This window comes from Marivita sp. S6314 (assembly GCF_023015985.1).
Lineage (GTDB): Bacteria > Pseudomonadota > Alphaproteobacteria > Rhodobacterales > Rhodobacteraceae > Marivita.
Genome location: NZ_JALKAO010000004.1, coordinates 189,801 through 216,482 on the forward strand (window position 1 = coordinate 189,801; position 26,682 = coordinate 216,482).

Here is a 26,682-nt window from a genome sequence, read left to right on the forward strand (position 1 = left end):
CTCGGGGGAGCGCCAAAGGCGCGGGGGCAGCGCCCCCAATGTCCGTCAATGGACATGCAACGCGGCGTCGACGCCGCGTCCGCGCGCTTCCCAAAACGCGTCTCACGCGGCTTGGGTGATCCGCGCCAGCGCCTCGACCCGCGCCTTGGCGGCGCCGCTGTCGATGCTCTCGGCGGCCATCGCGGCCCCGTCTTTCAGGGTGCTGACCTTGTCTGCCACGATCAGCGCCGCTGCCGCGTTCAACAAGACAGCATCACGATAAGCGTTCTTGGCCCCGTCCATCACGGCCCGGAACGCCTGCGCATTTTCAGACGGTGTGCCCCCCAGAATATCGCGGAACGGATGGGCCGGCAGGCTGGCATCCTCGGGGTGCACTTCGATCCCGGTGATCTTGCCCTGATCCAGCACCGCCACCTGCGTTGGTTCGGAAATCGAGATTTCGTCCGTGCCGTCGCCGCCATGCACCAGCCAGGCCTTTTCCGATCCCAGTTCCTTCAGCGTCTCGGCCATCGGGAAAATCAGGTCGATGGCAAAGGCCCCGGTCAGCTGACGCTTCACCCCGGCAGGGTTGGTGAGCGGGCCAAGGATGTTGAAGATTGTTTTCGATCCCAACTCCTGTCGCACCGGCATCACATGTTTCATCGCCGGGTGGTGCATCGGGGCCATCATGAACCCGATCCCGGCTTCGGCCAGACCGCGCTCGACCACCTCGGGGCCGACCATCACGTTGATCCCCATCTCACCCAACGCATCTGCCGCCCCGGATTTCGAGGACAGGTTGCGGTTGCCATGTTTGGCCACGGGCACGCCAGCCCCGGCCACCACGAAGGCCGTCGCGGTCGAGATGTTCAGCGTGCCCATGCCGTCGCCCCCGGTGCCGACAATGTCCATCGCGCCCTCGGGGGCGGTCACGGGCGTGCATTTGGCGCGCATGACGGCGGCGGCGGCGGCATATTCCGACACCGCTTCGCCGCGCGCACGCAATGCCATCAGAAAACCGCCGATCTGCGCCGGGGTGGCGTCGCCGTTGAACAGGATCTCGAACGCCTGCTCCGCCTGTGACCGGCTTAACGGTCCCTCCGACGCCGCATAGATCAGGGGTTTCATTGCATCGCTCATGCCGGCACCTTCAGTTCGTTAACAAAGTTCCGGAGCAGCGCGTGACCGTGCTCCGAGGCAATGGATTCGGGGTGAAACTGCACGCCGTGGATTGGCAGGTCCCGGTGGCGCAACCCCATGATCGTGCCATCCTCCAGCCACGCGTTGATCTTCAGGCATTCAGGCAGGCTGTCCCGGTCGACCACCAGCGAATGATACCGCGTGGCCTCGAAGGGTGATGGCAGCCCGGCAAAGACGCCGGTGCTGTCATGCTGCATCTGGCCCATCTTGCCGTGTACAATTTCCGAATGCCGCACCACGTTGCCGCCGAACGCCTGACCGATGGTCTGATGGCCCAGGCAGACCCCCATCAGGGGCATCTTTTGATCCGCGGCGGCCTTGGTCAGAGCCAGGCAGATCCCGGCCTGATCCGGATCACACGGCCCGGGGGACAACAGGATCCCGGAAGGGGCCATGGCCATGGCCTCTTCGACCGTGACGGCGTCGTTTCGCACTACTTTGACCTCGGTTTCCAGTTCGCCAAGGTAGTGGACAAGATTATAGGTAAAGCTGTCGTAGTTATCGATGAGCAGCAGCATGGGTGTTTCTTCTCTGACGGGGCTGGCGGGGTAGGGGTCAATCGCGATATACATGCGCAGGCAGACCAAGGCGCGTCAAGGGCGCGGATGGGTTAACCGACACATGCAGATGTCGGGTGTGCGGAAGAGGGCAAGGCGAGGGCAAAGAGCATGGCACGAGGGTTTCTGTCAGGGGCGATCTGGGGCACGGTGTTGTCCGTGGGGGCGTTGGGCACGCTGTCTGTACTGGACACCGACCAGGTCGATCAACGTGACAGCCTTGCCGAGGCAGTGCGCGACCTGACCCGACAAGCGCAGCAGGAGGCCGACGCTCAGGTCGACCCGACCGAGGCAGAGGGGGGCGAGGCGCAGTCACCTGACACAGCAACGGATGATCCTGCCGAGACCGAGGAGGTCAGCGAGAGTGAAGCGCCGACTTCTGTTGCCGAGACAGACGCCGGTGAGGCTGACACAGCACCCGAGACCGCCGAAATGGCAGAGGTGCAGACCGGGGAGGCGGCAGAAGCGCCGGTGGAACCGGAGGAAGCCCCAACCGACACCAGCCCCACCGAAACAGCCACCGCCGAGACAGCTCCCGTCGCGCAAGGCACGTCCGAGCCTGCGCGCCGTCCCACGGCTGTTGATGATGTCACCGCTGACACCACCACACCGGTGCTGGACACACCCACAGCAACCGATGACACGGCGCCTGATGATGTGGTTGCAGCGCCCAAACCCAAACCTGAAACGGGGGATGTCGTGGCGGCACTCGATGCGCCTTCCACCGGGGCTGCCCCCGAGATCTCCGGCCCGTCTGGCTCTGACACCGCGCCGGATGCGGCCTCTGCGCCATCGCTGACCGTACCGGACGGTGAAACCGGGCTCAGCATTTCGACGGAGCCTGCGCAACCTCCGGCCCCGCCTGTGCCAGCCGCCGACAGTGCGCTGGAACCGGAAGCGGATGCGCCCGCTGACGCCGAAGCGCCCGATGCGCAAGCCCCAGCCGAGCCGGACGCCGAACCCGCCCCATCACGTCCCACCGTGCGCGTGTTGGTGCCGGACACCCCTGAACCCGATACCGACGTGGCAGAAACCGATGCCGCTGCGAACCGTCCGACAATCGGTCGGCCTGCCGGATCGCTGATCGACCGCGACAGCGGATCCGCCCGCTTGCCGACCATTGGCGCAACCGCTGCGCCAGACCCGCAGGACACCGCAGAGACCCCCAGCGCGACGGACACCCGCCCGGCGCTGGAACGCTATGCTGCGTCATCGGCAAGCGATCCCGCCCTGCCGAAAATGGCCATCGTCCTGATCGACGATGGCACAGGCCCGTTGGGACCGGAGTCGCTTGATAACTTCCCGTTCCCGGTCACCTTCGCGCTTGATCCCGGAAACCCTGAATCCGCGCAACGCATGGCGGCCTACCGCGCCCTGGGGTACGAGGTGGCCACGCTGGTGGATGTGCCAGAGGCGGCCCAGCCCACCGATGTCGAACAGATTCTTGCCGGAGCTATTGCGATGCTGCCGGAAACCGTGGCCCTGATCGAAGCGCCGGGCGGCGGGCTGCAAAGCGCGCGCAGCAGCACCGAACAGGCGACCAGCTTCGCCGCGGACAGCGGTCACGGTCTGGTTTTTCTACCCAACGGGCTGAACACCGCGCAGGCGATTGCGCAGCGCGCCGATGTGCCGTCAACCAGCATCCTGCGCGACTTTGACGGGGACGGGCAGGATGCCCGCACCAAACGCCGGTTCTTGGACGGGGCGGCGTTCCGCGCCCGGCAGGACGGCGCGGCGGTGATGTTGGGGCGTCTGACACCGGACACCGTGTCGGCGCTTTTGCTGTGGTCGTTGCAGGACAGGGCCTCAAGCGTGTCGATGGTGCCGGTCTCGACCATTCTGATGGCCCCGCAGGGCTAGGCGGCGGACGCGGCGACGCGTCCGAAATGCTCCGTCGTCGGAACATCCACCGATCACGCTTGGGTCAGCCTTTGGCCCATCCCGCTAGATGCGTGGCAAGATCGCCGTAACCGGTGAAACGCCGCTCAAAGGCCAGCCCCAATCGGTCGGCGCAGGCTTTGGCGGTTGCGGTCAGAGCGGGGTCATCGGTCTGTGCCTGATACACCAGTTTCTCGTAATGCGCGAAATACATGTCGCGCAGGTCTGGATGGCGGTCCAGCCCGAGCGGTTTCCAGACAAAGGCGTCGAATTGACGGACCAGAAAGTCGGTCAGGTAAAAGGCGGTGATTTCATCGCGAGCGGCAAATGTATCGTTGCCTTCGAAAAAGCTGTAGCAATGCGGCCCCGCGATCATCTCAACCTTCAGGTCGCGGCAGGTGGCTTCAAGCGCGCCGCCGGTGCCGCAATCGCCGTAGGCTACAAAGATGTCCTTGTACGTGTCGCGGTGTTTCGCAACCGCCTCCCGCACGGCGGTGTCGATGCGGTCCGGGTGGTTGTGAAGAATGGCCGGAAGACAGGTCAGGTCCAGATGATCCCACCCGTTTTGATCCCGCAGCGCCAGAACTTCCCGCGCAAGCGCGCCGCAGGCAATCACCAGCAGACGGCCTGTGCCGCGTGCCTGCAATCCAATGTCGGTCAGCGTGGTGTCGTCAGGCAGGCTCGTCATCGCCGGGCACATGCGTCAGGCCCCACCGGACCAGAAGCCCCACGGCGATCAAAGCGGGAAGCACTTTCAAGACCCCGAATTCGGCCATGGCCCAGACGGTCATTCCCGATGCCGCGATCACGGCGAGTATCATAGACACGAAGGTGGTCACTGGCATGTTGAACTCCTTGTCCTGAAAATATGGGACAGATTCGTTCATAAGAAAAGGCCTCGCCGACAGGCGAGGCCGAAAAAGCTGTAGAATCCACAAATTGACCCTGCGTTAACCGGCGGCAAGCTGATTGTGCTTGCGCGCAACAAAGGTCTTGGCGGTTTCCACCGCCACAGCCGCATCCCGGCAATAGGCATCTGCGCCGATGGCCTTGCCGAACTCTTCGTTGAGCGGCGCACCTCCGACCAGGACGATATAGTCGTCGCGCATGCCTTTCTCGACCATCGTGTCGATCACCACCTTCATGTAGGGCATGGTGGTGGTGAGCAGCGCCGACATACCCAGGATGTCCGGCTCTTCGGTGGCGATGGCGTCCAGGTAGTTTTCAACCGGGTTGTTGATGCCCAGATCCACAACCTCGAAACCTGCGCCTTCCATCATCATCGACACAAGGTTCTTGCCGATGTCGTGGATGTCGCCCTTGACGGTGCCAATGACCATCTTGCCGACACGCGGCGCACCGGTTTCGGCCAGTAATGGCTTGAGGATGAACATCCCGCCCTTCATCGCATTCGCCGCCAGCAGCACTTCGGGCACAAACAGGATGCCGTCGCGGAAGTCATGGCCCACGATGGTCATACCGCCGACCAGCGCTTTGGTCAGGATATCGTAGGGCTGCCATCCGCGATCCAGCAGGATGTGCACCGCCTCTTCGATCTCTTCCTTTAGACCGTCATAGAGGTCATCGAACATCTGTTCGACAAGTTCGTCGTCATTCAGTTCTGACAGGATGATGTCGTCTTCTTCGTCAGCCATTCACGTATCTCCAGACGCTGGCGGTGCCGCCAAGGGTGTTTTCCTGACTATTCGGGGTTTTATGTTGCATCGACTTGGTGAAATCCGACATGCGCGCAGACGCAACCGACGCATGCGACGGTCTATACCCCCCGTTGCGACAGATTCTTGTGTTTGTTCTTATTTTGTTCTAATTCGATTGGATGACAGAGTCAGACCGCTACGTTTCGCCAGACCGCCGCAAGGGACGGGGGGCCGCAAGCCGGGACACCGGGCGCTATGAAGCAACGCGCCGTGTGGATGTGTCAGATGGATGGGACATGCCCGAAGACATGTCGGCCCTACGGACCGAAGTGAGCGAAGAGCGCCCCCGAAGCCTGATCAACTACATCTCATCCCCCGATCTGTCCTTTGACCGGACGATCAACCCCTATCGCGGTTGCGAACACGGGTGCATCTATTGCTTTGCCCGGCCCACCCATGCGTGGCTGGGGCTGTCGCCGGGGCTGGATTTCGAAACCAAACTTGTGGCGCGGCCCGATGCCCCGGCGCTTCTGGCCAAAGAGTTGCGGGCCAAACGCTATGCCGTGGCCCCGATTGCGATTGGCACCAACACCGATCCGTATCAGCCCATTGAACGGGATCGCGCGATCATGCGCGCCTGTCTTAAGGTGCTGCGTGATTTTCGGCACCCGGTTGTGATTGCCACCAAAGGCACGCTGATCGAACGCGACATCGACATCATGTCTGACATGGCGGCGCGGAACCTTGTGCGTGTCGGCATCACCCTGACCACCCTGGACGCCGATCTGAACCGCCGGATGGAGCCGCGCGTGCCCAGCCCAAAGCGGCGTCTGGCCACGATCCAACGTTTGTCAGGGGCAGGCATCCCGGTGCGGGTGATGGTGTCGCCGATCATTCCGGGGCTGACCGATTCCGAGATTGAAACGATCCTGACGTCTGCGAAAGACGCCGGTGCGGTGGCCGCGACATGGGCGATGCTGCGCCTGCCGCTGGAAGTGGCGCCCCTGTGGGAGGCGTGGATGGACGAACACTACCCGAACCGCAAAGCGCGGGTGATGTCCAAGCTGAAAGAGATGCATGGCGGCAAGGTGTATGACGCGCAGTTTTTCAAACGTGTGCGCGGGGAGGGGGCTTTTGCCCAATTGATCGCGCAGCGGTTCACCAAAGCCCGCAAGCGGCTGGGGCTGGATGCCCAGCTTCCCGATCTCGAGTGCACAAGTTTTCGACCGCCGCCGCAGACCGGGGATCAACTGACATTGTTCTGACCGTCAGGCCCGCCGCCGTCCGCGCCGTTCGCGTTTCGGAGCCGCAGATTGGTCACCAGTGCCGTCACTGTCTGAACTGAAGGGCCCGATCTCTGCCGCGATGACGTCCAGCATCGGGGCCGCACCCTTGGGTGTGGACTCCAGCGCTTCGCGCATGGCGCGCAAGTGTTCCGGCATCGTGCCGCAGCACCCGCCGATGATCCGCGCACCACAGTCGCGCGCCAAGACGGCGTATTTCGCCATCAGCTCTGGCGTGCCGTCATAGTGGATATGACCGTCGACATATTTCGGGATCCCGGCATTGCCCTTGGCGATCAGTGCGCGGTCGGTGCCCGTGGCGGCAAAGCCCAGAACCGTGCGCAGCAGGTCTGACGCCCCGGTTCCGCAATTGGCCCCGAAAGCCAGCGGCGGGTTCGGCAGGCTGTCCACCAGGTCGACCATCGCGAACGAGGTGACGCCCATCATCGTGCGGCCCGCGGTGTCAAAGCTCATCGTGCCGCACCACGGCATGTCGGCCAGTGCAAAGGCTTCGGCGGCGGCGCGGAATTCTTCAGGGGCGCTGATGGTTTCGACCCAGAGCACATCCGCGCCGCCCTCTTTCAAGCCTTCGGCCTGTTCGTGAAACATCTCCACCGCGTTGCTGTGTGACATTGTGCCGACAGGCTCCATGATCTCTCCGGTCGGACCGACCGACCCGGCCACCACAACCGGACGTCCGGCTTGATCCGCCACCTCGCGCGCCAGTTCGGCCCCGATCCGCGACAATTCCCGGGCGCGGTGACCGGCATTGTGCAGCTTGAGGCGGGATGCGTTGGACCCGAACGTGTTGGTCAGAAACAGATCGCTGCCCGCATCGACCGCACCGGAATAGAGTTTGCGGATATTGTCCGGTTTGGTCTCGTTCCAGAACTCGGGTGGATCGCCGCTTTCCAGACCCATGTTGAACAGGTTCGTGCCCGTCGCGCCATCAGCCAAAAGCCAGTCGCGCTCGGTCAGAAGGGTTTGCAGGAGTTGTGTCATGGAGCACCTGTCCGGTGGTGAGATTTGCGTCTCCCTGACACGACAGCGCGCATGAAGCAAAGTCATAATGTTCATGACGTTTATGAGAAGCGCGCAGGCGCTGCTGTAGCGGGGCCAATTGACCCCGCCACAAACTAGACCAGCTCGGTTTCCACCTTGGACGAGGCTTCGAGTGTCCGGTGAACCGGGCATTTATCCGCAATCTCCAGCAATTTCTGGCGCTGAGCGTCGTTCAAATCGCCGGTCAGCGAAATTCGCCTGCGGAAGAGGTCGATATTGTTGGTTGTCGGCATGCCCGCGTCCTGCGCGTGCACCTTGTCGTGGCTCACATCGACCGACACATGGGTCAGCGGCCAGCCTTTGCGCCGTGCATACATGCGCAGCGTCATGGACGTGCAGGCCCCAAGCCCGGCAGACAGAAACCCGTAGGGCGATGGCCCGCGATTGGTGCCGCCATAGGCCAGCGGTTCATCGGCCAGGAAATGATGCGGGCCTGCCTGCACATCCTGTAGAAACCCGTCTGTATCGGCCTCGGACACGCGCACAATCCCTTCGGGTGCGCCAATGGGAGGGGCAGGGGGCGTCAGTTCAAGGTAGCGCCCAACCCATGCCGTGATCACATCTGCGGCGTATTCGGCATCTTCGGCCCGGGTGACAAGGTGATCGGCGTCATCCAGCGTGACAAAGCTTTTGGGGTGTTTGGCGGCGACAAAGATGTTCGTCGCGTTTTCCACGCCAACGACGGAGTCGAGCGGCGCATGCATCACCAGCAACGCGGCCTTGAGCTTGGCAATCGCCGGGGCAAGGGCCTGTGCCTTGACGTCCTCGACAAAGGCCTTGCCGATGGTGAAAGGGCGCCCCCCCAGATCAACCTCGGCCTGGCCGTTGGTGCGGATGTCATCCAGCGCACCGGCAAAGTTATGCGTGACATGTTCGGGATCAAACGGCGCGCCAATGGTGACCACCGCATTGATCTCGGGCATCTCGCTGGCCGCCCGCAAAACCGCTGCCCCGCCCAGCGAATGTCCGATCAGCATCGCCGGTGCCATAATACGCCCGCGCAGATAGTCGGCAGCGGCATGCAGGTCCGACACGTTCGAGGTGAAGGTGGTATTGGAAAACTCGCCCTTGGAATGGCCCAGCCCGGTGAAGTCGAAGCGCAGCACGGCGATCCCCATGGCGGACAATCGCGCAGCTATGCGGCGCGCCGCCGGAATGTCCTTGGAACAGGTGAAGCAATGCGCAAAAAGGGCGGTGGCCAGATGTGGCCCTTCGGGTAAATCAAGCCGCGCTGACAGGGTGTCGCCGGAATGGCCAGGAAATGTGATGCGTTCGGTGGTCATTGTTGTGTCCTTCGGGCCGGGGCGGGGTGACCCTGCGGCGTTTCGTTGGGATTGAGAGTGTGGGCTGTGTGGCCTTTTAGCAAGCAATGTGTCGGAGGCGTCACAGGATGGTGAGAGCAATGCGATGGGCGGTGAAGAGTGTTGCAGCCGTGTTGGCCGCCGGATTTTTCGGCAGCTTTGCAGGCGCGCTGCATCCGCTGGGGGACAGCCTAGCGGTGTTCCGCCTGCCGATTGCCGTGCTGTTTGCGCTTTGGGTGATCTGGTCGCCCTGGCCCTATTGGATTCGCTGGTCTGTGGCGGTGCTGTGCCTTGGTGCGATGGGTCAGATCGTGGCGTTGAAATACGTCTCCCCACCGGCAGGACCGGTGGTGGTCTATCAGAAAAACCTTCTGTTCCAGAACGATCAGGTGGCCGCACTGGTGGCGGATATCCGGTCCGCCAATCCAGACATCGTGGCGCTTCAGGAACTGACGTCCCGCAATGCGGATGTGGTGCGCACCCTGCGCCCGGATTATCCGCATCAGGCCAGCTGCGCGCTGACCAGTTGGGCGCGGGTAGCCATCCTGTCAAAATGGCCCGTCGAAGGGGAAATCTGTATTGAGGATCAGGGCCTTGTCGGGATCCAAATCGCGTCACCCGATGGTACGTTCTGGGCCTTCAGCCTGCACGCGTTCTGGCCCTGGCCACATGGGCAAGACAGACAGCTTGCCCAGCTTTTGCCGGTCCTTGAAGGGTTGGAAGACCCGATCGTGCTGGCCGGGGATTTCAACATGGTGCCGTGGTCTTTTGCCCTGAACCAGATCGCGCGCACGACGCAAACCACCCGGGCCGGACCGCTGTTTCCCACCCTGATCAAGATGGGCGCGCCGCTGCCCATTGATCACGTCTACGCCCCGGGCGGGGGCCGCGCCTCGCAACGGGATCTTCTGGGATCAGACCATTCCGGTGTGCTGGCCGAAGTGGTGGTGTTCGAATAGGCTCAGCGCCCCATCAGCGCATCATCAAACGGGTATTTCGTCAGGTTCTCGTACCCATCTTCGGTAATCAGGACCTGATCTTCCAATTTGATCGAAAAATCCCCGCCTTCGGGGCTGATGAGGGCTTCGACGCACAGGGTCATGCCCGCCTCGAGCGGATGATCAAACGCGCCCGGAATTGCCTGGTCGGGATAGGCCACAAGCGGCCACTCATCACACAATCCCACGCCATGCATCAGGCAGCTATACTTGCCTTTCTGGTATTCGGGCCGCAGCACATGGGTGTTGGCCGTCAGCTCCGGGATCATCACGCCGGGTTTGAGCATCTCCATATTGGTCATGATATGCTCAACGCCGTGCTGCATGGCGGAAATCATGTCGGGACGGGGTTTCTGATCACCGATCCACCAAGTCCGGCTGATGTCGATACAGATGCCGTAGCTGCCAATCAGATCTGTGTCGAAGGCGACGATTTCGTTGTTCTGCACGATCCGCCCTCCGCATTCCTGAAACCATGGGTTGGAGCGTGGACCAGAGGCGAGAAGACGGGTCTCGATCCATTCGCCCCCGCGTTTGATGTTTTCGGCATGCAGCACCGACCAGATGTCGTCTTCGGTGATGCCGCCCAGCGGTACTCGTGTCCGAGCGAACTCCTCCATGCGGGCAACCGCAATCTCGCAGGCCTCTGACGCACAGCGCATCGCCTTAATCTCGTCCGGGCCTTTGACCGCACGGGCGCGTTCGGTGACTTCTTCGCCCTCCATCACCTCGAACCCGGCGGCGGTCAGCGCGCGGTAGCCCGCCACCATGATCTTGTCGACAGCGAGGCGTTTTTCGCCGCCGCCATGTTCTGACATGATCTCGGACACTTCGCCAACAAAGTCCTTGGCCGCTGCGTCGCCGCGATCCCCGGTGGCGAAATAGAACATGGATGCGCCAGAGCGTTGTTCACGCACCAACGGGTTGAACGTGCTCAGAAATGGTGCGTTCTTGTAGTCCCAGATCACCATGTACCCATCGGCACAAAGCAAAACCGCGCGGAACGGGTTGTGGCTGTTCCATAGCTGCATGTTGGTGCTGTCGGTGGCGTAGCGGATGTTGAGCGGATCAAACATCAAAAGCCCGCCATAGCCCCGATCCACGATGTGTCGGGTCAATCGCTCCCAGCGGAACCGGCGCATCTCCTGAAGGTCGGGCAGGTCCAGCCCGGCGGCGTCCCATTCGCGGTAGGCCAGAGGTGTGGGGCCAATCTCGATCCGGTCCTGATCGTTGGGGGTATTGTCCCCGGTCCGCGCGCCGCGGGTCGGGTCGATCTTGCGCGTGTCCCGAAAATGCGTGTTCATGTCCGGCCTCCCGTTGATGGGGTCAGCGTGACGCCGTGTTCCCGAAGCCTCATGCCCGTTTGCGACAAGATCCAGTACCGGAAGCGCCGTTTCGTTTGCGCAACAGGCTTGCTAGGAGGGGGCATGATCTTTCAGTCGCGCCTCCCGTATGATGTGTTCCAGCCCCGCGCGTTGCCGGGCATTCTTCCGCTGGGCGATTTGCCGTGGTTGATGGTCGATGACGCCTATGCCCCGCAAATGGCGCATCGCCGGACCCTGACGGCCAAGCATCCCGACCGCGTTCTGGCAACCGCTGATCCCAGCACAGACGCCACGCAGGATATGCTGGACGAGATCCTGTCCCATCTGCCCGACGGCTTTGACGCAACCGAGACCCAAGTGACCTGTCCGGATGGGGTCACGGTCCCGGTGAACCGGTCAGAGCCGTTCCACACTCTGAGCAACATATTACAGGAAGACGTCTGTCTGCTGGAAAAACGCGGGAAGGAACATGTGCTGACCGGAGCGTCGCTGTGTTTCCCGGCCAGTTGGCGTCTGGCGGAAAAGATCGGCCACCCGCTGACCCATATCCATGATCCGGTTGATGACTACACCGATGAATTGGCGAAACGGGTGCAGCGTCTGTTCGACGGCGTGCGGGCAGGCCGCGCGATCTGGCGGTTTAATGCGCTTTGGTACGAAGACCCGGAACTGCACCAGCCCCGATCTGCGGCGAACCCCCGTCCTTTGACCGAAGCGGGGGAAACGCCCTATTTGCGTAGTGAACGACAGGTGATCTGGCGATTGCCAAAGTCCAATGCCGTGCTGTTCACGAACCACACCTATGTGATCCCACGCGACAGGGTCAAAGAGCCGTTTCGGTTGACCGAAACGGCCTGATGCGTGGACGCATCAGGCGCCGCTCAGGTGCCTGCGCGTTGGGCGGAATAGACAATCGCACGCAGGTAATTGCCGCTGTCATTCCAGACCGACAGAACATTGAAGTTCCGTGTGCCTTCGCCGAACGGTTGTCCCGGCTGCCACCCGTTCTGGCGCAGCATATTGGCGGCAGTGGCAAGCGCATCCACCGCGTTGTAGGGATCGGCCCGACCATCGCCATTGGCGTCAACGCGGTACTTCATCCAGTTGCCCGCGAGAAACTGCATATGGCCCAGTTCTCCCGACGGACCGCCCTTGGTCGAAGGCGACAGGATGCCCGCATCCACCATGCGCAGCGCGGCAATGGCGTGTGGTTCAAACCGGGGATGGCGACGACAGTAAGACGACAGCGTGACCGCGCCGCTTACAATCGGGGTGCCGCCCAGATAGCCGCCCCAGCTTGTCTCCAGCCCCCAGATGGTTGCCAGGATCGACGCCGGGACGCCATAGGACCGCTCGATCGACGCAAAGGTGTTCGGGTTGCGCGCGATCTTGTTGCGGGTCTGATTGATAAAACTTTCGGCGGAACTGCCCGACCGTTTGGCCAGGAACCGCGCTGGGTCGCTTTGCAGCGTGCCGGTCTGGTTGCGCGGGTTCGATTCGAACTTCCAGGTGATGTTCGACAAGGCGGCCGATTGCAGCGCGGCAAGGCCCCGCTGACCGACACCCGCAGACGCGGCCTGTTTTGCCAGCGTCTGCTTGTATTGGTTAAAAGCCCCTTTGTTCGTAATGCATTCCGCGGCATAGGCGGGCAGGGCCGTGCATACCGTCAGGCAGGCGGCTGCTAGAAAACGACGCATCTGTTAACTCTCCAACTCAAAACAGTTGAGGTGACGTTAACAAACGTGTCGTGATCAGCAAGCATTCCTGTCAGGGTGCCATGTGGTCCGGATGGTGCGGATTACAGAAATTCTGCCAGCCCGGGGACCATGCCGGTCTGTGCCAGGGTGGCATAGAACCCCGCAACACCCAAGGCCAGCGCCCCGGACTTGACGTCCTCCCCCCGGACCAGATTGTGGACCATGAGCGGGATCGCAAGGGGCGTTGCCAGCAAGGCGGTTGCGATGGACAGAACCCAGGCGGACAGGCGCATCGGCGCGGTTTTGGCGCGGCGTTCTTCGTTTTCCATCATCTCGATCTCGCCGGGATCAATGCTCAGGACATGGGCGCGCATGGCCTGAAGCAACCAGTGATCCAGCTGTGCGGTTTTCGCCCGGCGCGTTTTGCGGGGCGATCCGCCACGCAGATGCACTTTGCGCGGTACCACCAATTCGTCAGCAACACCTGGCACCAACGTTTGACACCCGTCCTGCAGGAAATCCCGTGCCGCGATCGGAACATCCGACCCGTTCCAGAACACCGTGTGGACATCGTAATCGCGCACCAGATCCGTCGCGATATTGGCAAGTCGTGCGGCACATAACGCCGGGTCTTGTCCGCGCGTCGCCACCAGAATGATGCAGGCCCCTTTGACCTCGTCCAGCGCCACGGTCAGCTGATCGGTGTCATTCATCACCCAGTCGACATAATCGCGCGTCAGCGGCAAGCGCTGATACGCCACACATTGGTTGGCCATCGCCCGACTGACATAGGGAATGACTGTTCGGCACACATCGTCGCGCCGCAGTTTCGTTACCAAGCTTATTGCAGTTACGTCTGCCTCACACATACCAAACCTCCTCACTTCTTTGTTGAAGGATTTGCAGTGCTCATATGGTGCGCATGGAATGTGTTCGAAGTTGGTTCGAACCGTGATCAAACAGGAACAAATCGAGGGGATTGTTCCGGTTTTCGGGCAGTGCGACGGGGGTGGACAGGGGGCGTGTTTCAAGGGCGCAAACAATCGCAGCACGCGACACGAATTGTTTTCGATTAGCGAACAGGTGTCGCTTGGCCGAATCGCTGCACGACATCGGGCGCCCCAATGGGACGCCCGAGCTAATGTTCAGATCCGTGCGGATCAGCAGCTGTAGTACATGCCAAACTCAACCGGGTGCGGCGTGTGCTCGTACAGCTCGACCTCTTCCATCTTCAGCTCGATATAGCCGTCGATCTGGTCCTTGGTGAACACATCCCCGGCCAGCAGGAAGTCGTGATCCGCCTTCAGGCTGTCCAGCGCTTCACGCAGGCTGCCACAGACCGTTGGGATGCCTTCCAGCTCTTCTGCTGGCAGGTCATAGAGGTTCTTGTCCATCGCCTCGCCCGGATCGATCTTGTTCTTGATGCCGTCAAGACCGGCCATCAGCAGTGCCGCGAAGCACAGGTAGGGGTTTGCCGACGGATCGGGGAAACGGGCCTCAACGCGCTTGGCTTTCGGGCTTTCAGTCCACGGAATACGTACGCACCCCGACCGGTTGCGGGCCGAATAGGCGCGCAGAACGGGGGCTTCAAAGCCCGGGATCAGACGCTTGTAGCTGTTGGTCGACGGGTTGGTGAAGGCATTCAGCGTTTTCGCGTGCTTCAGGATGCCGCCGATGAAGTAGAGCGCTTCCTGAGACAGGTCCGCATACTTGTCGCCCGCGAACAGCGGCTTGCCGTCTTTCCAGATCGACATGTTCACATGCATGCCGGTGCCGTTGTCGCCATAAATCGGCTTGGGCATGAAGGTCGCCGACTTGCCATAGGCCTGTGCGACGTTGTGGATGACGTATTTGTATTTCTGAAGCTCGTCGGCCTGTTTGGTCAGGCTGTCAAAGATCAGGCCCAGCTCGTGCTGGCAGGACGCCACCTCGTGGTGGTGCTTGTCCGTTTTCATGCCCAGACGCTTCATTGTCGACAGCATTTCCGAGCGGATATCCTGTGCATCGTCGATTGGGTTCACAGGGAAATACCCGCCCTTGATGCCCGGACGGTGGCCGGTGTTGCCCATTTCGTATTCGGTGTCGGTGTTCCAGGACGCATCGAGCGCGTCGACTTCATAGGACACTTTGTTGATCGAGTTCGAGAACCGCACGTCGTCGAACAGGAAGAACTCGGCTTCCGGACCCATATATGCGACGTCACCGATTCCCGAGGATTTCAGATAGGACTCGGCTTTCTGCGCAGTGCCGCGCGGGTCGCGCTCATAGGCTTCTCCGGTGTCGGGTTCGACAATCGAACAATGCACGCAGATCGTCTTTTCCGCGTAGAACGGATCGACATAGGCGCTGGCCGTGTCGGGCATCAGCTTCATGTCGGAGTTTTCAATCGACTTCCAACCGGCAATCGAGGAACCGTCAAACATGAACCCTTCCTCAAGGAAGTCTTCGTCAACAAGATCGACGTCAACCGTCACATGCTGAAGTTTGCCGCGCGTGTCGGTGAACCGGATGTCCACGTACGCGGCATCTTCGTCCTTGATCATGTTGAGGAGCGCTTCTGTGCTCATTCTCTTTTCCCTTTCAATGATATTTTGGGGGGTGTTCTGTGTGTCGTCTGTCTGGTGTCGGATCAGAGCGCGTCGGATCCGGTTTCACCTGTACGGATGCGAATGGCTTGCTCGACCGGCGAGACGAAGATCTTGCCATCGCCGATCTTGTCGGTTTTCGCGGCGTCAACGATCGCTTGAATGGCGCCGTCCACCTGGTCGTCATCAAGAACAACCTCGATCTTCACCTTCGGCAGAAAATCCACGACGTATTCGGCACCGCGATACAGTTCGGTGTGGCCTTTCTGACGGCCAAAACCTTTCACTTCCACCACGCTCAGGCCCTGGATGCCGGCGTCTTGAAGCGCTTCTTTCACTTCGTCGAGTTTGAATGGCTTGATGATGGCTTCGATCTTTTTCATGGCGGGTCCCTCACTCCGGTGTTGAGCCGGTCAGACCACTTCTCTTGCGGCGCGACAATTGACTATACTTGCAGCAGGGGGGCGGTTCGGATGGAATGAAACCAGAACGCCTAAAAATTGTGCAGTATGCTTAAGGCCTGTGCAGAATTGAATCGGAACGAGGGGGTGCCATGACAGAATTGCTCACCGCAGCGCAGATGCGCGCTGTGGAACAGACAGCGATCGAGTCGGGTGTGGTGACCGGTTTGCAATTGATGGAACGCGCCGGTCGCGGCGCGGTGGCAGCCGCCTTGCGGGAATGGCCCGACCTTGCCGACGCCGCGAAACGGGCGATGGTCCTGTGCGGCCCGGGCAACAATGGCGGAGACGGGTTTGTCATCGCGCGGCTGTTGCAGGGCAAGGGCTGGGACGTTGATGTTTTTCTTTACGGCGATCCCGAAACGCTGCCGCCGGATGCAAAAGCCAATCACGACCTTTGGTTGGCGCAAGGGCGCGTTCGGGCGTGTGATCCAGCGCAGATACAAGCATGTGACCGGCCTGACCTGTTTGTCGATGCGGTGTTTGGCACGGGCTTGACCCGACCTCTGCCGGATCAACTGGCCAAGGTGCTGGACGTCCGGATGCTGCAACACTGGCCGCGCGCGCATGCAATCCGGCGTCTGGCCATCGATTGTCCCTCGGGGTTGAACCTCGACAATGGGATAATCCCGCGTAAGGAACGGGTTGAAGATACGGACGATGTCTGGCCGCAACATCTGAACTCCGCGCAGCTGACTGTTTCGTTTCACACTTTGAAACTCGGACACAAGATCGGACTTGGCCCGACTTTGTGTGGGCGGGTTCAGGTCGTCGATATCGGACTGTCCGGCCCGCAGGCCCAGGAGCGCGGCACAATCGGAATGCCGCCAGACAGCGATAGAGTTCGCCTGATCGAGCCGGTATCGCATGGACAATCGATGCCTCTGACCATCTGGCCAGGCATGGCGATTCCCAAGCTGCGGGGCGGCGGTCACAAATATGATTATGGGCACGTCATGGTACTGTCGGGGCGTGTCGGCCGGGGCGGGGCGGCGCGTATGGCCGCGCGCACGGCGCTGCGATCGGGCGCTGGACTGGTGACGCTGCTATGCCCTCCGGCCGCCGTGCAGGAAAACGCCTGTCATGTTGATGCAGTGATGCTGCGGTCCTGCGCCGATGCCGAGGCGTTTGACCGGATCGCCGATGACCGTGTGTCGGCTCTGTGCCTTGGGCCCGGGCTTGGCGTCGGCGCGCGAACCCGGTCGCTCGTTCTGGCGGCGCTGGATCATGACAGGGGCGACCGGGCCTCTCGTGAAACGGCGGTGGTGCTGGATGCCGATGCGCTGACGACGTTCGAGGAAGACCCCGCGACCCTGTTCGCCAAGACTCATCCGCGCACAGTTTTGACCCCGCATGAGGGCGAGTTTGCGCGGCTCTTCCCCGATTTGTCGCAATCCGAACGCGGTGACATGTCCAAGGTAGATGTGGTGCGAGAGGCGGCGGATCGGGCCGGGTGTATTGTGTTGCTCAAGGGCGAAGATACGGTGATCGCCCAGCCGGGTGGCGGCGCCAGCGTGCACTGCGCCACCGGAGATCGCGCCGTGCCATGGCTGGCAACAGCCGGGGCGGGGGATGTTCTGGCGGGCCTGATCGCGGGTTTGGCGGCTCCCGCACGTGGGCCCGACCTCTTCTGCATCGTGGAGGCCGCTGTCTGGCTGCATTGTGAAGCCGCGCGCCAGTTTGGTCCCGGTTTGATCGCCGAAGACCTGCCCGAGATGCTTCCTAAAGTTTTCTCAACGCTTAGCGCTTAATAAACTTCGTATGAAGTTTCTTGGCCGCCGACAGTAAATTCTGGGCAAGAATCCTCTCGCCACTGCGCAACAGGTTTGCTAGAGACGCGCGGACTGCGGGTGTGGCGGAATTGGTAGACGCACCAGATTTAGGTTCTGGCGCCTTTGGCGTGGGGGTTCGAGTCCCTTCACCCGCACCATCTTTCCAGCTTGACCAGATGAAATGGGCACACTGTGCAGGCCGTGACCATCGCGTGTTGAAGGCATTTCCATTCTGGCCTCAAGCCGCATAGCCTGCTGGCAGTGACATACATACCAGCAAAGACAAGGCGGACGAGTGCGAACCACTTTGAACCTCGGTCGCTACCGGGCGCTATGACCCCCAGCTTTAACCGCGAAACCGCGGCGCGGCTGTGCTACAGCTATTTTACGCGCATCGGCTCTTCTGCAGGGGCGGGGGCGCTCACCACCGCCTTGATCCCAACTATTGGGTATTAACGCGTCAAATAATTTGCGCTATACGCGCAATTGGTAAGGTTCTTTTACCAAAATGATCCGAGGGGGATCATATAAAATCTGGGAGGATTAACATGACGATTCGCACGTTTGCTTCGGCCGCTGCCGCAAGCATTGCACTGACCGGTGCCGCAAGCGCTCAAGAAACCTTTGAAATGACTTCGGCCTTCGGGAAAAACCTGCCGATCCTTGGTACGGCAGCCGTCAATTTTGCCGAAAAGATCAACTCGATCTCGACCGAGGTTGAATTCGAACAGTTCGATCCGGGTGAGCTTGTACCAGCGCTCGAAGCGCTTGACGCGGTGTCCAACGGATCGGTCGATGCGGCCTATACCACGTCCGGGTATTGGCAGGGCAAGATCCCCGCAGCCTCGCTGTTTGCCGCGGTGCCCTTTGGTCCTGAAGCGGGCGAATTCCTGGCCTGGATGATGTATGACGACGGGGCAGAGATGTTCCAGCGCATGTATGACGACAATGGCTACAACGTCCACGTGATCCCCTGTGGTCTGATCGCGCCGGAAACATCCGGCTGGTTCAAGAACGAAATCAACAGCGTGGAAGACCTCGAAGGGCTCAACATGCGCTTCTTCGGCCTTGGGGCGGAAGTCATGCAGCGTCTGGGTGTATCGACGTCGCTTCTTGCCGGTGGTGACATCTTCCCGGCACTGGAACGCGGTGCGATTGACGCGACCGAATTCTCGATGCCCCGCATCGATGCGCGGCTTGGGTTCCACAATATTGCCAAGTACAACTACTTCCCCGGCTGGCACCAGCCTGCGACCCTGTTCGAGCTGCTGATCAACAAGGATCGCTGGGAAGATCTTGATGACATCAGCCAGAACCAGATCGAAATCGCGTGTATGGCCAACATCACCGACAACTACGCCGAAGGCGAAGCCACGAACTTTGAAGCGATGAAGGACAACGTCGACAACAACGGTGTGACCATCAAGCAGTGGTCTCCGGAGATGCTCGAAGCGTTCGAAAACGCGTGGAACGACGTCGCGGGCGAACTGGCTGCCGAAGACGCGTATTTCAAGGAAGTCTGGGACGACCTGCAGGAATTCCGCGCTGGTTATAAAGTGTGGAACGACAACATCTACCTGCCGCGTCCGCGCAACTGATCGTTCTGATCACAACACCACAAGACGCGACCGGGGCAGCGATCATGCCTGCCCCGGTCTTCGTTTGCACCGGTCGGGGAGGGTCGGTGCATCTGTCAAGACACGTGTGAGGAGACCGTGACGATGGAGTCCGAAGAGACGATCGCTGCTGTAACTGACCCCGGAAAGGTCGGCAAAGAGCATCACAACACAGGTGACAGGATCACCATCGCCATTTCGAACTTCTTTGCATGGCTGTTCCCGATCCTGATGATCATCATTTGCACGCAAGTGGTACTGCGCACGCTGGGGCGGGCCAATATCGGACCGGGCAATCAGGCGTGGATGGATGATCTTCAATGGTGGCTATACGGCGCGGCGGTGCTGGTGGGGATCGGCTATGCGGTGACCACCAACAGCCATGTGCGTGTCGACATTTTCTACGATGGGTTCAAAGACCGCAAGAAGCGCAAATATGACATCATTTCGCTGGCGTGGTTGTTCTTGCCTTTCGTCATCCTCTGCTGGGACGTGACGCTGGGATACGCGATTGCCTCCGTGGTGTCCGATGAAGGCTCCAGCAGCCCCAACGGTCTGCACAACCTGTGGATCCTCAAGGTCTTTATGAATGTGGCCTTCGTGATGATCGCGTTTGCCGCATGGTCCGCCTATGTACGCAACCTGTCGCAATTGACCGAACCAACCCTGTTCAAAAAGCTTTTCTTCGCCTTTCCCAGCACCATGTTCGTGGTCAATCTGGTGGTCTACTACGTGTTGTGGTGGGGCGTGTATCTGACCAGCCCGGCGGACACGACCACCCGCGACGTGGGACGGCATGTGCTGTTCGACGAATTCGATCTGGGCCCGTGGGAAATCAAATACACGATTTTGATCACGCTGGTCGCGACAGCCCTGTTGCTGGGCGTGGCCAAATTGCTGGAGCGCAATCGCGCCTCCGATAGCGCCGCATAAGGATACTGGACCATGCTTAGCTTTTTCGGTCAGTTCCTGACACTCAACGAGATTGCCGTCATCGTGATGTTCGGCACCTTTATCTGGATGCTCTTCCGGGGCATCCCCGTGGCGATGGCGCTTGTCGGCGTCAGCCTTGTTTTCGTTCTTATCGCCGAATTCTTTCTTGATCCGTTCCGCGGATCATTCCGTGACATCATCGAGTTTGACCGCACCGGCATCAGCTATCAGCGTCTGCAAGCCCTCTCGGCTCGTTTGTTCGGAAATATCGTGCAGAACCCGGTGCTGGTAGCGCTGCCGATGTTCATCTTCATGGGCCTGATGCTGGACCAGTCCGGCGTGGCGCAGCGGATGATGCATTCGATGCAAAAGCTGTTTGGCGGTCTGCGCGGCGGTCTGTCGCTGACGGTTCTTCTGATCGGCATCATCCTTGCCGCCTCAACCGGCGTGATCGGGGCGTCGGTGACATTGCTTGGGGTGATGGCCCTGCCGGCAATGATGAAGCAGAACTACTCCAAACCCATCGCCACCGGCACGATCGCAAGTGCGGGCACTTTGGGCATCCTGATCCCGCCCTCGATCATGCTTGTGATCATGTCGGACCAGCTGGCGATCAGCCTTGGTGATCTCTTTATGGGGGCCTTGTTTCCGGGGCTGATCCTTGGCGCACTCTACATCATCTTCATCGTGATCTATGGCCTGATCAATCCGAACGCGATGCCCGCGCCGGAACGCACCGAGGCCGTGGGGTGGGCCGAGGTCAAAGAGGTGTTGCTTGCGGTTGTACCGCCGATGTTCCTTATCCTGCTGGTGCTCGGGTCGATCTTTGCAGGCTACGCCACGCCGACCGAAGCCTCGGGCCTCGGAGCCATGGGAGCGACGGTGCTTGCCTTGGCCAATGGCAAGCTGAACTGGGCCGTGCTGCGGGATGTAAGCCGGTCTACCATGAACACGGCGGGGTACATCGTCGGCATCTTCCTGGCGGCCAATTTCTTTGCGCTGGTCCTGCGCCGCTATGGCGGGGACGAGATCGTGCAGAACCTTGTCCTGAACGCGTTTGACGGGCACCCGTATTGGACGGTGGCGTTTATCCTGTTCATCGTGTTCCTGCTGGGCTTCCTGCTCGACTGGATTGAGATCACGATCATCATCATGCCGTTGATGCTGCCGATCATCCTCGCGCTGGATCTCGCGGTTCCCGGATTTGATCAGGTCCGCGACCCATCGGTGGTCTGGTTTGCGATCCTTGTGGCGGTGACCTTACAAACGTCGTTCCTGACCCCGCCGGTTGGATTTGCGCTGTTCTACCTCAAAGGGGTGTGTCCTCCGGGCGTGTCGCTCAAACATATCTATCAGGGCGTGATCCCGTTTGTGATGCTCCAGATTCTGGGCCTCGTGATCGTCTTCAATTTCCCGTCGCTGACAACCTGGCTGCCGTCGGTGGCCTACGGAAACTGACGTCAAACACTGTCTGATTGCGGGGCAGGGCAGATCGCCTTGCCCCGTTGGCGTTTGGCACGCGGAAATGATCATTTCCCGCTTGCACCACCCATGCACCGCCTCTAAGACGCCATGGATTTTGACCGCCGCGGACGCCTCCGCGGCCCCTATGCAATGGATAAGGACGACATGCAGGTCACCGAAACCCTCAATGAGGGCCTCAAGCGCGCTTACTCGATCACCGTCTCGGCAGACGAGTTGGACGCAAAAGTTAACGAAAAGCTGAAAGAAGCGCAGCCCGAAGTCGAAATGAAAGGCTTCCGCAAAGGCAAAGTGCCGATGCCGCTTCTGAAAAAGCAGTTTGGCCAGCGTCTGCTGGGCGAAGCGATGCAGGAAACCATCGACGGCGCGATGTCCAAGCATTTTGAAGACAGCGGCGATCGCCCTGCGCTTCAGCCCGAGGTCAAGATGACCAACGAGGACTGGAAAGAGGGCGACGACATTCAGGTCGACATGTCTTACGAAAAGCTTCCCGAGATGCCGGAGGTTGATCTGACGTCGCTCAAGCTTGAGCGAATGGTCGTCAAAGCCGGTGACGAGGAAGTGGACGAAGCGCTGTCCAACCTCGCCGAAACCGCGCAGGACTTCAAAGATCGCAAGAAAGGCTCCAAGGCCAAAGACGGCGATCAGGTTGTCATGGACTTCCTTGGTAAAGTCGACGGCGAAGCCTTTGACGGCGGCGCGGCCGAAGATTACCCGCTGGTTCTGGGCTCCGGATCTTTCATTCCCGGCTTCGAAGAGCAGCTTGTCGGCGTGAAGGCCGGTGAAGAAAAGAACGTCGAAGTGTCGTTCCCCGACGATTACGGCTCGGAAGCGCTGGCTGGCAAAGCGGCTGTGTTTGAATGCACCATCAAAGCTGTGAAAGAACCGGTTGCGGCAGAGATCAATGACGAGCTGGCCACCAAGTTCGGAGCCGAAGATCTTGCCGCGCTGAAAACCCAGATCGCGGAACGTCTTGAGGCCGAATATGCCGGTGCCGCACGTCAGGTGATGAAGCGGGATCTGCTGGATCAGCTGGACGCCAAGGTTGACGTGGACCTGCCGCCATCGCTGGTCGATGCCGAAGCCAAGCAGATCGCGCATCAGCTGTGGCACGAGGAAAACCCAGAGGTGGAAGGCCACGACCACCCCGAGATCGAAACCACGGACGAGCACACTAAGCTGGCCGTGCGCCGCGTGAAGCTGGGTCTGTTGCTGGCCGAACTGGGCCAGAAGGCAGAGCTGGAAGTGACCGACGCGGAGATGACGCAGGCGATCATGAACCAGGCACGTCAGTACCCGGGTCAGGAACGCGCGTTCTTTGATTTCGTGCGCCAGAACCCACAGATGCAGCAGCAACTGCGCGCGCCGATCTTTGAAGACAAGGTTGTCGATCACGTGGCCGAACAGGCGACTGTGAACGAAAAAGAGGTCTCCAAGGACGATCTGCAAAAGGCCGTTGAAGCGCTCGACGAAGAATAAGCGTCAGGCGTTTGAATTTTGGAAAGGCCGTCCGGCTCGGGCGGCCTTTTTTCGTTCAGCCGTCCGCTTATTAGGTATGGTGCTCGGGCCGGACCTCAGCGTGTCAATTGCGGTCCGCGTTGCAGAAGTCGCGAAGCTGACGCACGTCTTTGATAATCGCCTGATTGCGCTGAATGCTGACGCCGATGCCTTTCAATTTCTGAAACACCCGCGACAGGCTTTCGGGCTTCATACCCAGACGGCCCGCGATCAGCACCTTGTCGTATGGCAATTGTACCGCGCAGGCACCGTCTTCGGTCGTACACAGCTCGAGCAGAAATTCCGCAACCCGTTGCGCGCCGGTCCGGGCTTTCAACTGCTCGACCTGGCCCACCAGTTCGTGCAGATGACGGAAGGTGGACGCCACCAGCGCCAGTGCCAGCTCCGGCTGGCTGGTGATCCGTTGGGTGAATTGCCGCGCTGAAAATTGCGCGACCGTGGCCTGAGTGACGGCTTCGGCAGACACCGGGTAGGCCCCTGCGGACAGGGCCACAGCCTCCCCGAAACTCTGGCTTTTGGAAAAGACGCTCACCACCGCTTCCTGGCCGTTTTCATCAACGCGGTACAGCTTGAGCCACCCGTCCAGCACGATGAAAAGGTGATCGGCAATGTCGCCTTGCAGGAAAAGCGTTTCGCCATTCCGCAACTTGTGCAGACTGGCGTCATCCAGCATCGCTTGCGCTTCGGTTTTCGGCAGGGACCGCAGCAGGACAGAATCCAGTGCAAGCTTCCGATTGTATTCTGAAAGCATGTCAGCCTCTCTTGCCTGTTGCGCGCAGGATGGTGAAAGCCGCGGGGATGAGCAACCCTTTCCCATACTCTTTCGCATGGGTGCGTGGCGTCACTCTGTCTGGCCTTGGTCCGCGGGCATCAGAATTGCCGTGCTTGCGGTCCATACGGACGCGCCACATATGCGACAAGGCAGGGTAAGGCATGGACCGGTCAAACACGGTCCATGCCAAGGGGATGGTGTCAGAGCTGCATCCGGAACAGCGCGAAACCGTCGTCGTTTGTGCCTGCCTCTTCCAGCGTCATGCCTTCCAGTTCGCTGGCGTATTTCGCGCCCGCCGGTCCGGTTTCAAAGATCACCGACGTGCCCTCCATCGGCTTGAACCGCCAGTTGAAATCCGCACGCGGGCTGACCGTGCCTTGCTCCACGATGTAGCGCACAATCACGTCGCGGTTGGTGTCCGGACCTTCGAACACGATCGTATCGCCGGTGCCGGGGAAACTTCCCCCGCCGCCCGCGCGGTAGTTGTTGGTGGCGATGATGAACTCTGCGTTCGGATCAATCGGCGCGCCATTGTAAGCAAGGTTCACGATGCGGTTGGCATCCGCATTGATCACCGCCCCGTCGCGGTCAAATTTTGACGGTTGGCTGAGGTCGATCTGGTAGGTGACCCCGTCGATCACGTCGAAATTGTAGCTGGGGAAGTTGGGGTTCAGCAGCGGCGCATCCGACGCCCCGGCCTCGACCTGGTTGAACATACCCGCCGAGCGTTCCAGCCAGTCCTTCACCTGCGCCCCGGTCACCCGCACCGCGCGCACCGTGTTGGGGTAGAGGTAGAGGTCGGCCACGTTCTTGATCGCCACATCGCCGACAGGCACGTCAGTATAGTAGTCCGCGCCGCCACGGCCCCCCGCCTTGAACGGCGCGGCAGCGGACAGGATGGGCAGGCCTTCATGTGCCGTGCCCTGCATCATCTGTTCGATATACCAGCGTTGCGCGTTGGACACGATCTGGACCGATGGGTCATCGGCAACCAAAGCGAAATAGCTGTGCAGGGCGGCATCCGTCTTGCCCACCGCGCGGCGCACATAGGCCAGCGTTTCCTCGTGGTCCTTCATCGTCGCATCAAGCACAGGCTGGTAATCCTCCGCCAGGGCGGTGATCGACCGGTCCTCGTTGCGCTTGTAGATCGGGCGCGCTTCTGACGTGTGGCTGACCACGCGCCAGCCAGACCCGTCGCGTTCCAGCATCAGGTCCACCAGCCCCATATGGCTGCCCCAGAAGCCGCCCATGACACCGGGTTTGCCGTTGATGGTGCCCGCTTCCACGTCCAGCCCCGGCGTTTCGGCATAGGTGGAAGACGGAAAGACAAGGTGCGAATGCCCGGTCAGGATCACGTCGATCCCGTCGACACCGGCGAGCGGGATAGAGGCGTTTTCCATCATGTCTTCTTCGTTGGCCCCACCGATCCCGGTATGGGCCAGCGCAATGACGATGTCCGCGCCTTCCTCGCGCAGTTGTGGCACCCAGGCCTTGGCGGCCTCGATGATGTCCCGCGCTTCGACATTGCCTTCAAGGTGACGGCGGTCCCATGTCATGATCTGCGGCGGGACAAAGCCGATAAGGCCGATTTTGATATCATGTTCGGTGCCCGCACCGTCGGTGATCTTGCGATCCAGAATGGCATAGGGCGGCATCAGGGTTTCGTCTTCGCGCGGCGATGCGCCCGCTTTCTTGACCACGTTGGCGGACACCACCGGGAAGTCCGCCCCCGCCACGGCTTTGGTTAGGAAGTCGAGCCCGTAGTTGAATTCGTGATTGCCCAGGGTCGAGCCTTCAAAGCCCAGCGTGTTCATGGCGGTGACGATGGGGTGCATGTCGCCATCCTTCATGCCCCGCTCATAGGCAATATAGTCGCCCATCGGGTTGCCCTGCAGGAAATCGCCATTGTCGAAAAGGATCGAATTGCCCGCCTCGGCGCGGATGTTCTGAACAATCGACGCAACACGGCTGAGCCCGACACGATCAGTGGGGCGGTCGGCGTAGTAATCATAGGGATGGACATGCACGTGCAGATCGGTGGTTTCCATGATCCGCAAATGCGCCTGATTGGCGGCAGCCTGGAGAGCGTATGGGTGAAGTGCAATGAATCCCGCGGTAGACGCCAGGAATCCGCGGCGGTTCAGTTCAATCGGCATAATGAGTCCCCCTGTGGTTACGCCCCAAGCGTACTGCCGATCCGCCTCATCCTCATAGCGTTTTTGTCGCGCTGGCAGGAAACCGCGTTTTGAGGATGTGAACACCGTGCCTGTGAAGATGTGTTCAGGTTCTGCTGATACAAATTGAATACTGTGCGTTGGACGTTGACCGTGCCTCAATCAAACAGACGAAAATGCGCGCCGTATTGGCCGACAGTCTTCAACACAGGTGTTTGAAGAATGCCTTTACGGACTTGCCCACGTGTTCTGGATATTCCGAGCTGTCTGCGCAGAGATCACCAAGGGCGGCATATGGACGTAACGGCCCCCTGATCTGACGCTCACGCGGTCGTCACTTGCGGTTCCACCGCGTGTTGCGCTTGGCGTGCCGTGAAAGGCCAAGTCGCCATGATCGCTATTATGCAAGCCGCAACAATGAATGAGCTCGT

At 60.5% G+C, this 26,682-nt stretch carries 23 protein-coding genes and 1 tRNA gene; 10 read left to right on the forward strand and 14 right to left on the reverse strand.

Annotated elements, in window-relative coordinates; translation table 11 throughout:
- Positions 1–102: 102 nt before the first annotated feature.
- On the reverse strand, positions 103–1,119 hold the full coding sequence (trpD, locus tag MWU54_RS13140) for an anthranilate phosphoribosyltransferase (RefSeq protein WP_247084572.1): 1,017 nt from the start codon (positions 1,117–1,119) through the stop codon (positions 103–105).
- Positions 1,116–1,697, reverse strand: a complete 582-nt coding sequence (locus tag MWU54_RS13145; RefSeq protein ID WP_247084574.1) for an aminodeoxychorismate/anthranilate synthase component II — start codon at positions 1,695–1,697, stop codon at positions 1,116–1,118. The genes trpD and MWU54_RS13145 overlap by 4 nt, the downstream gene beginning before the upstream one ends.
- Positions 1,698–1,847: 150 nt before the next feature.
- Here MWU54_RS13145 and MWU54_RS13150 point away from each other — a divergent pair, with 150 nt between their 5' ends.
- Positions 1,848–3,596, forward strand: a complete 1,749-nt coding sequence (locus tag MWU54_RS13150; RefSeq protein WP_247084576.1) for a divergent polysaccharide deacetylase family protein — start codon at positions 1,848–1,850, stop codon at positions 3,594–3,596.
- A gap of 64 nt (positions 3,597–3,660) precedes the next feature.
- Here the strand turns inward: MWU54_RS13150 and MWU54_RS13155 are convergent, their stop codons facing one another.
- From MWU54_RS13155 to MWU54_RS13165, 3 genes are all read right to left on the reverse strand, one after another.
- Positions 3,661–4,302, reverse strand: coding sequence for a DUF1638 domain-containing protein (locus MWU54_RS13155; RefSeq protein ID WP_247084578.1), 642 nt, complete (start codon positions 4,300–4,302; stop codon positions 3,661–3,663).
- The gene (locus MWU54_RS13160) at positions 4,286–4,459 is read right to left on the reverse strand and encodes a hypothetical protein (protein WP_247084580.1); all 174 of its coding nucleotides are present in this window, start codon (positions 4,457–4,459) and stop codon (positions 4,286–4,288) included. The genes MWU54_RS13155 and MWU54_RS13160 overlap by 17 nt, the downstream gene beginning before the upstream one ends.
- Before the next feature lie 105 nt (positions 4,460–4,564).
- Complete coding sequence (locus MWU54_RS13165) at positions 4,565–5,269, reverse strand: B12-binding domain-containing protein (protein WP_247084582.1); 705 nt, start codon at positions 5,267–5,269, stop codon at positions 4,565–4,567.
- A 182-nt stretch (positions 5,270–5,451) separates the two neighbouring features.
- On the opposite strand from MWU54_RS13165, the gene MWU54_RS13170 reads away from it, so the two are divergent.
- Positions 5,452–6,537, forward strand: coding sequence for a PA0069 family radical SAM protein (locus MWU54_RS13170; protein WP_247084584.1), 1,086 nt, complete (start codon positions 5,452–5,454; stop codon positions 6,535–6,537).
- A 3-nt stretch (positions 6,538–6,540) separates the two neighbouring features.
- On the opposite strand, the gene bmt is transcribed toward MWU54_RS13170, so the two are convergent.
- Together bmt and MWU54_RS13180 are read right to left on the reverse strand one after the other, a co-directional pair.
- On the reverse strand, positions 6,541–7,557 hold the full coding sequence (gene bmt / locus MWU54_RS13175) for a betaine--homocysteine S-methyltransferase (RefSeq protein WP_247084585.1): 1,017 nt from the start codon (positions 7,555–7,557) through the stop codon (positions 6,541–6,543).
- Between the two features lie 134 nt (positions 7,558–7,691).
- On the reverse strand, positions 7,692–8,900 hold the full coding sequence (locus MWU54_RS13180) for a bifunctional alpha/beta hydrolase/OsmC family protein (protein ID WP_247084587.1): 1,209 nt from the start codon (positions 8,898–8,900) through the stop codon (positions 7,692–7,694).
- 119 nt (positions 8,901–9,019) lie between these two features.
- On the opposite strand from MWU54_RS13180, the gene MWU54_RS13185 reads away from it, so the two are divergent.
- Positions 9,020–9,877 (forward strand): endonuclease/exonuclease/phosphatase family protein, encoded by an 858-nt coding sequence (locus tag MWU54_RS13185; protein WP_247084589.1) that lies wholly within the window; start codon positions 9,020–9,022, stop codon positions 9,875–9,877.
- A 2-nt stretch (positions 9,878–9,879) separates the two neighbouring features.
- Here MWU54_RS13185 and dddP read toward each other — a convergent pair whose 3' ends face one another.
- Positions 9,880–11,220, reverse strand: coding sequence for a dimethylsulfonioproprionate lyase DddP (gene dddP, locus MWU54_RS13190; RefSeq protein ID WP_247084591.1), 1,341 nt, complete (start codon positions 11,218–11,220; stop codon positions 9,880–9,882).
- A gap of 123 nt (positions 11,221–11,343) precedes the next feature.
- On the opposite strand from dddP, the gene MWU54_RS13195 reads away from it, so the two are divergent.
- Positions 11,344–12,099: a DUF3445 domain-containing protein gene (locus MWU54_RS13195; protein ID WP_247084593.1), complete on the forward strand. Its 756-nt coding sequence runs from the start codon at positions 11,344–11,346 to the stop codon at positions 12,097–12,099.
- A gap of 23 nt (positions 12,100–12,122) precedes the next feature.
- On the opposite strand, the gene MWU54_RS13200 is transcribed toward MWU54_RS13195, so the two are convergent.
- The 4 genes from MWU54_RS13200 to MWU54_RS13215 form a co-directional block, all read right to left on the reverse strand.
- On the reverse strand, positions 12,123–12,938 hold the full coding sequence (locus MWU54_RS13200) for a lytic murein transglycosylase (protein ID WP_247084595.1): 816 nt from the start codon (positions 12,936–12,938) through the stop codon (positions 12,123–12,125).
- A gap of 101 nt (positions 12,939–13,039) precedes the next feature.
- On the reverse strand, positions 13,040–13,777 hold the full coding sequence (locus MWU54_RS13205; RefSeq protein ID WP_247084597.1) for a hypothetical protein: 738 nt from the start codon (positions 13,775–13,777) through the stop codon (positions 13,040–13,042).
- Between the two features lie 321 nt (positions 13,778–14,098).
- The gene (gene glnA, locus MWU54_RS13210; protein WP_247084599.1) at positions 14,099–15,505 is read right to left on the reverse strand and encodes a type I glutamate--ammonia ligase; all 1,407 of its coding nucleotides are present in this window, start codon (positions 15,503–15,505) and stop codon (positions 14,099–14,101) included.
- Positions 15,506–15,567: 62 nt separating this feature from the next.
- Positions 15,568–15,906: a P-II family nitrogen regulator gene (locus tag MWU54_RS13215; protein WP_247084601.1), complete on the reverse strand. Its 339-nt coding sequence runs from the start codon at positions 15,904–15,906 to the stop codon at positions 15,568–15,570.
- Positions 15,907–16,076: 170 nt separating this feature from the next.
- Here MWU54_RS13215 and MWU54_RS13220 point away from each other — a divergent pair, with 170 nt between their 5' ends.
- The 6 genes from MWU54_RS13220 to tig all read left to right on the forward strand — a co-directional run bounded on the left by MWU54_RS13220 (position 16,077) and on the right by tig (position 23,266).
- Positions 16,077–17,735, forward strand: coding sequence for an NAD(P)H-hydrate dehydratase (locus tag MWU54_RS13220; protein ID WP_247084603.1), 1,659 nt, complete (start codon positions 16,077–16,079; stop codon positions 17,733–17,735).
- 95 nt (positions 17,736–17,830) lie between these two features.
- A tRNA-Leu gene (locus MWU54_RS13225) sits at positions 17,831–17,914 on the forward strand.
- A gap of 390 nt (positions 17,915–18,304) precedes the next feature.
- Positions 18,305–19,354 (forward strand): TRAP transporter substrate-binding protein, encoded by a 1,050-nt coding sequence (locus MWU54_RS13230; RefSeq protein WP_247084605.1) that lies wholly within the window; start codon positions 18,305–18,307, stop codon positions 19,352–19,354.
- 123 nt (positions 19,355–19,477) lie between these two features.
- A complete protein-coding gene (locus MWU54_RS13235; protein ID WP_247084607.1) occupies positions 19,478–20,305 on the forward strand; it encodes a TRAP transporter small permease subunit in 828 nt (275 codons plus the stop codon).
- 12 nt (positions 20,306–20,317) lie between these two features.
- The gene (locus MWU54_RS13240) at positions 20,318–21,763 is read left to right on the forward strand and encodes a TRAP transporter large permease subunit (RefSeq protein ID WP_247084610.1); all 1,446 of its coding nucleotides are present in this window, start codon (positions 20,318–20,320) and stop codon (positions 21,761–21,763) included.
- A 171-nt stretch (positions 21,764–21,934) separates the two neighbouring features.
- On the forward strand, positions 21,935–23,266 hold the full coding sequence (gene tig, locus MWU54_RS13245; RefSeq protein ID WP_247084976.1) for a trigger factor: 1,332 nt from the start codon (positions 21,935–21,937) through the stop codon (positions 23,264–23,266).
- Between the two features lie 103 nt (positions 23,267–23,369).
- Here the strand turns inward: tig and MWU54_RS13250 are convergent, their stop codons facing one another.
- Both MWU54_RS13250 and MWU54_RS13255 read right to left on the reverse strand, forming a co-directional pair.
- A complete protein-coding gene (locus tag MWU54_RS13250) occupies positions 23,370–24,056 on the reverse strand; it encodes a Crp/Fnr family transcriptional regulator (protein ID WP_247084612.1) in 687 nt (228 codons plus the stop codon).
- Between the two features lie 221 nt (positions 24,057–24,277).
- Positions 24,278–26,233, reverse strand: coding sequence for a bifunctional 2',3'-cyclic-nucleotide 2'-phosphodiesterase/3'-nucleotidase (locus MWU54_RS13255; RefSeq protein WP_247084614.1), 1,956 nt, complete (start codon positions 26,231–26,233; stop codon positions 24,278–24,280).
- Positions 26,234–26,682: the final 449 nt, after the last annotated feature.

What these genes read in the sequence shown, in the direction of transcription:
- trpD (WP_247084572.1), bottom strand. Translation starts at nt 1,119, where the DNA reads ATGAGCGATGCAATGAAACCCCTGATCTATGCGGCGTCGGAGGGACCG.
- MWU54_RS13145 (WP_247084574.1), bottom strand. Translation starts at nt 1,697, where the DNA reads ATGCTGCTGCTCATCGATAACTACGACAGCTTTACCTATAATCTTGTC.
- MWU54_RS13150 (WP_247084576.1), top strand. Translation starts at nt 1,848, where the DNA reads ATGGCACGAGGGTTTCTGTCAGGGGCGATCTGGGGCACGGTGTTGTCC.
- MWU54_RS13155 (WP_247084578.1), bottom strand. Translation starts at nt 4,302, where the DNA reads ATGACGAGCCTGCCTGACGACACCACGCTGACCGACATTGGATTGCAG.
- MWU54_RS13160 (WP_247084580.1), bottom strand. Translation starts at nt 4,459, where the DNA reads ATGCCAGTGACCACCTTCGTGTCTATGATACTCGCCGTGATCGCGGCA.
- MWU54_RS13165 (WP_247084582.1), bottom strand. Translation starts at nt 5,269, where the DNA reads ATGGCTGACGAAGAAGACGACATCATCCTGTCAGAACTGAATGACGAC.
- MWU54_RS13170 (WP_247084584.1), top strand. Translation starts at nt 5,452, where the DNA reads ATGACAGAGTCAGACCGCTACGTTTCGCCAGACCGCCGCAAGGGACGG.
- bmt (WP_247084585.1), bottom strand. Translation starts at nt 7,557, where the DNA reads ATGACACAACTCCTGCAAACCCTTCTGACCGAGCGCGACTGGCTTTTG.
- MWU54_RS13180 (WP_247084587.1), bottom strand. Translation starts at nt 8,900, where the DNA reads ATGACCACCGAACGCATCACATTTCCTGGCCATTCCGGCGACACCCTG.
- MWU54_RS13185 (WP_247084589.1), top strand. Translation starts at nt 9,020, where the DNA reads ATGCGATGGGCGGTGAAGAGTGTTGCAGCCGTGTTGGCCGCCGGATTT.
- dddP (WP_247084591.1), bottom strand. Translation starts at nt 11,220, where the DNA reads ATGAACACGCATTTTCGGGACACGCGCAAGATCGACCCGACCCGCGGC.
- MWU54_RS13195 (WP_247084593.1), top strand. Translation starts at nt 11,344, where the DNA reads ATGATCTTTCAGTCGCGCCTCCCGTATGATGTGTTCCAGCCCCGCGCG.
- MWU54_RS13200 (WP_247084595.1), bottom strand. Translation starts at nt 12,938, where the DNA reads ATGCGTCGTTTTCTAGCAGCCGCCTGCCTGACGGTATGCACGGCCCTG.
- glnA (WP_247084599.1), bottom strand. Translation starts at nt 15,505, where the DNA reads ATGAGCACAGAAGCGCTCCTCAACATGATCAAGGACGAAGATGCCGCG.
- MWU54_RS13215 (WP_247084601.1), bottom strand. Translation starts at nt 15,906, where the DNA reads ATGAAAAAGATCGAAGCCATCATCAAGCCATTCAAACTCGACGAAGTG.
- MWU54_RS13220 (WP_247084603.1), top strand. Translation starts at nt 16,077, where the DNA reads ATGACAGAATTGCTCACCGCAGCGCAGATGCGCGCTGTGGAACAGACA.
- MWU54_RS13230 (WP_247084605.1), top strand. Translation starts at nt 18,305, where the DNA reads ATGACGATTCGCACGTTTGCTTCGGCCGCTGCCGCAAGCATTGCACTG.
- MWU54_RS13235 (WP_247084607.1), top strand. Translation starts at nt 19,478, where the DNA reads ATGGAGTCCGAAGAGACGATCGCTGCTGTAACTGACCCCGGAAAGGTC.
- MWU54_RS13240 (WP_247084610.1), top strand. Translation starts at nt 20,318, where the DNA reads ATGCTTAGCTTTTTCGGTCAGTTCCTGACACTCAACGAGATTGCCGTC.
- tig (WP_247084976.1), top strand. Translation starts at nt 21,935, where the DNA reads ATGCAGGTCACCGAAACCCTCAATGAGGGCCTCAAGCGCGCTTACTCG.
- MWU54_RS13250 (WP_247084612.1), bottom strand. Translation starts at nt 24,056, where the DNA reads ATGCTTTCAGAATACAATCGGAAGCTTGCACTGGATTCTGTCCTGCTG.
- MWU54_RS13255 (WP_247084614.1), bottom strand. Translation starts at nt 26,233, where the DNA reads ATGCCGATTGAACTGAACCGCCGCGGATTCCTGGCGTCTACCGCGGGA.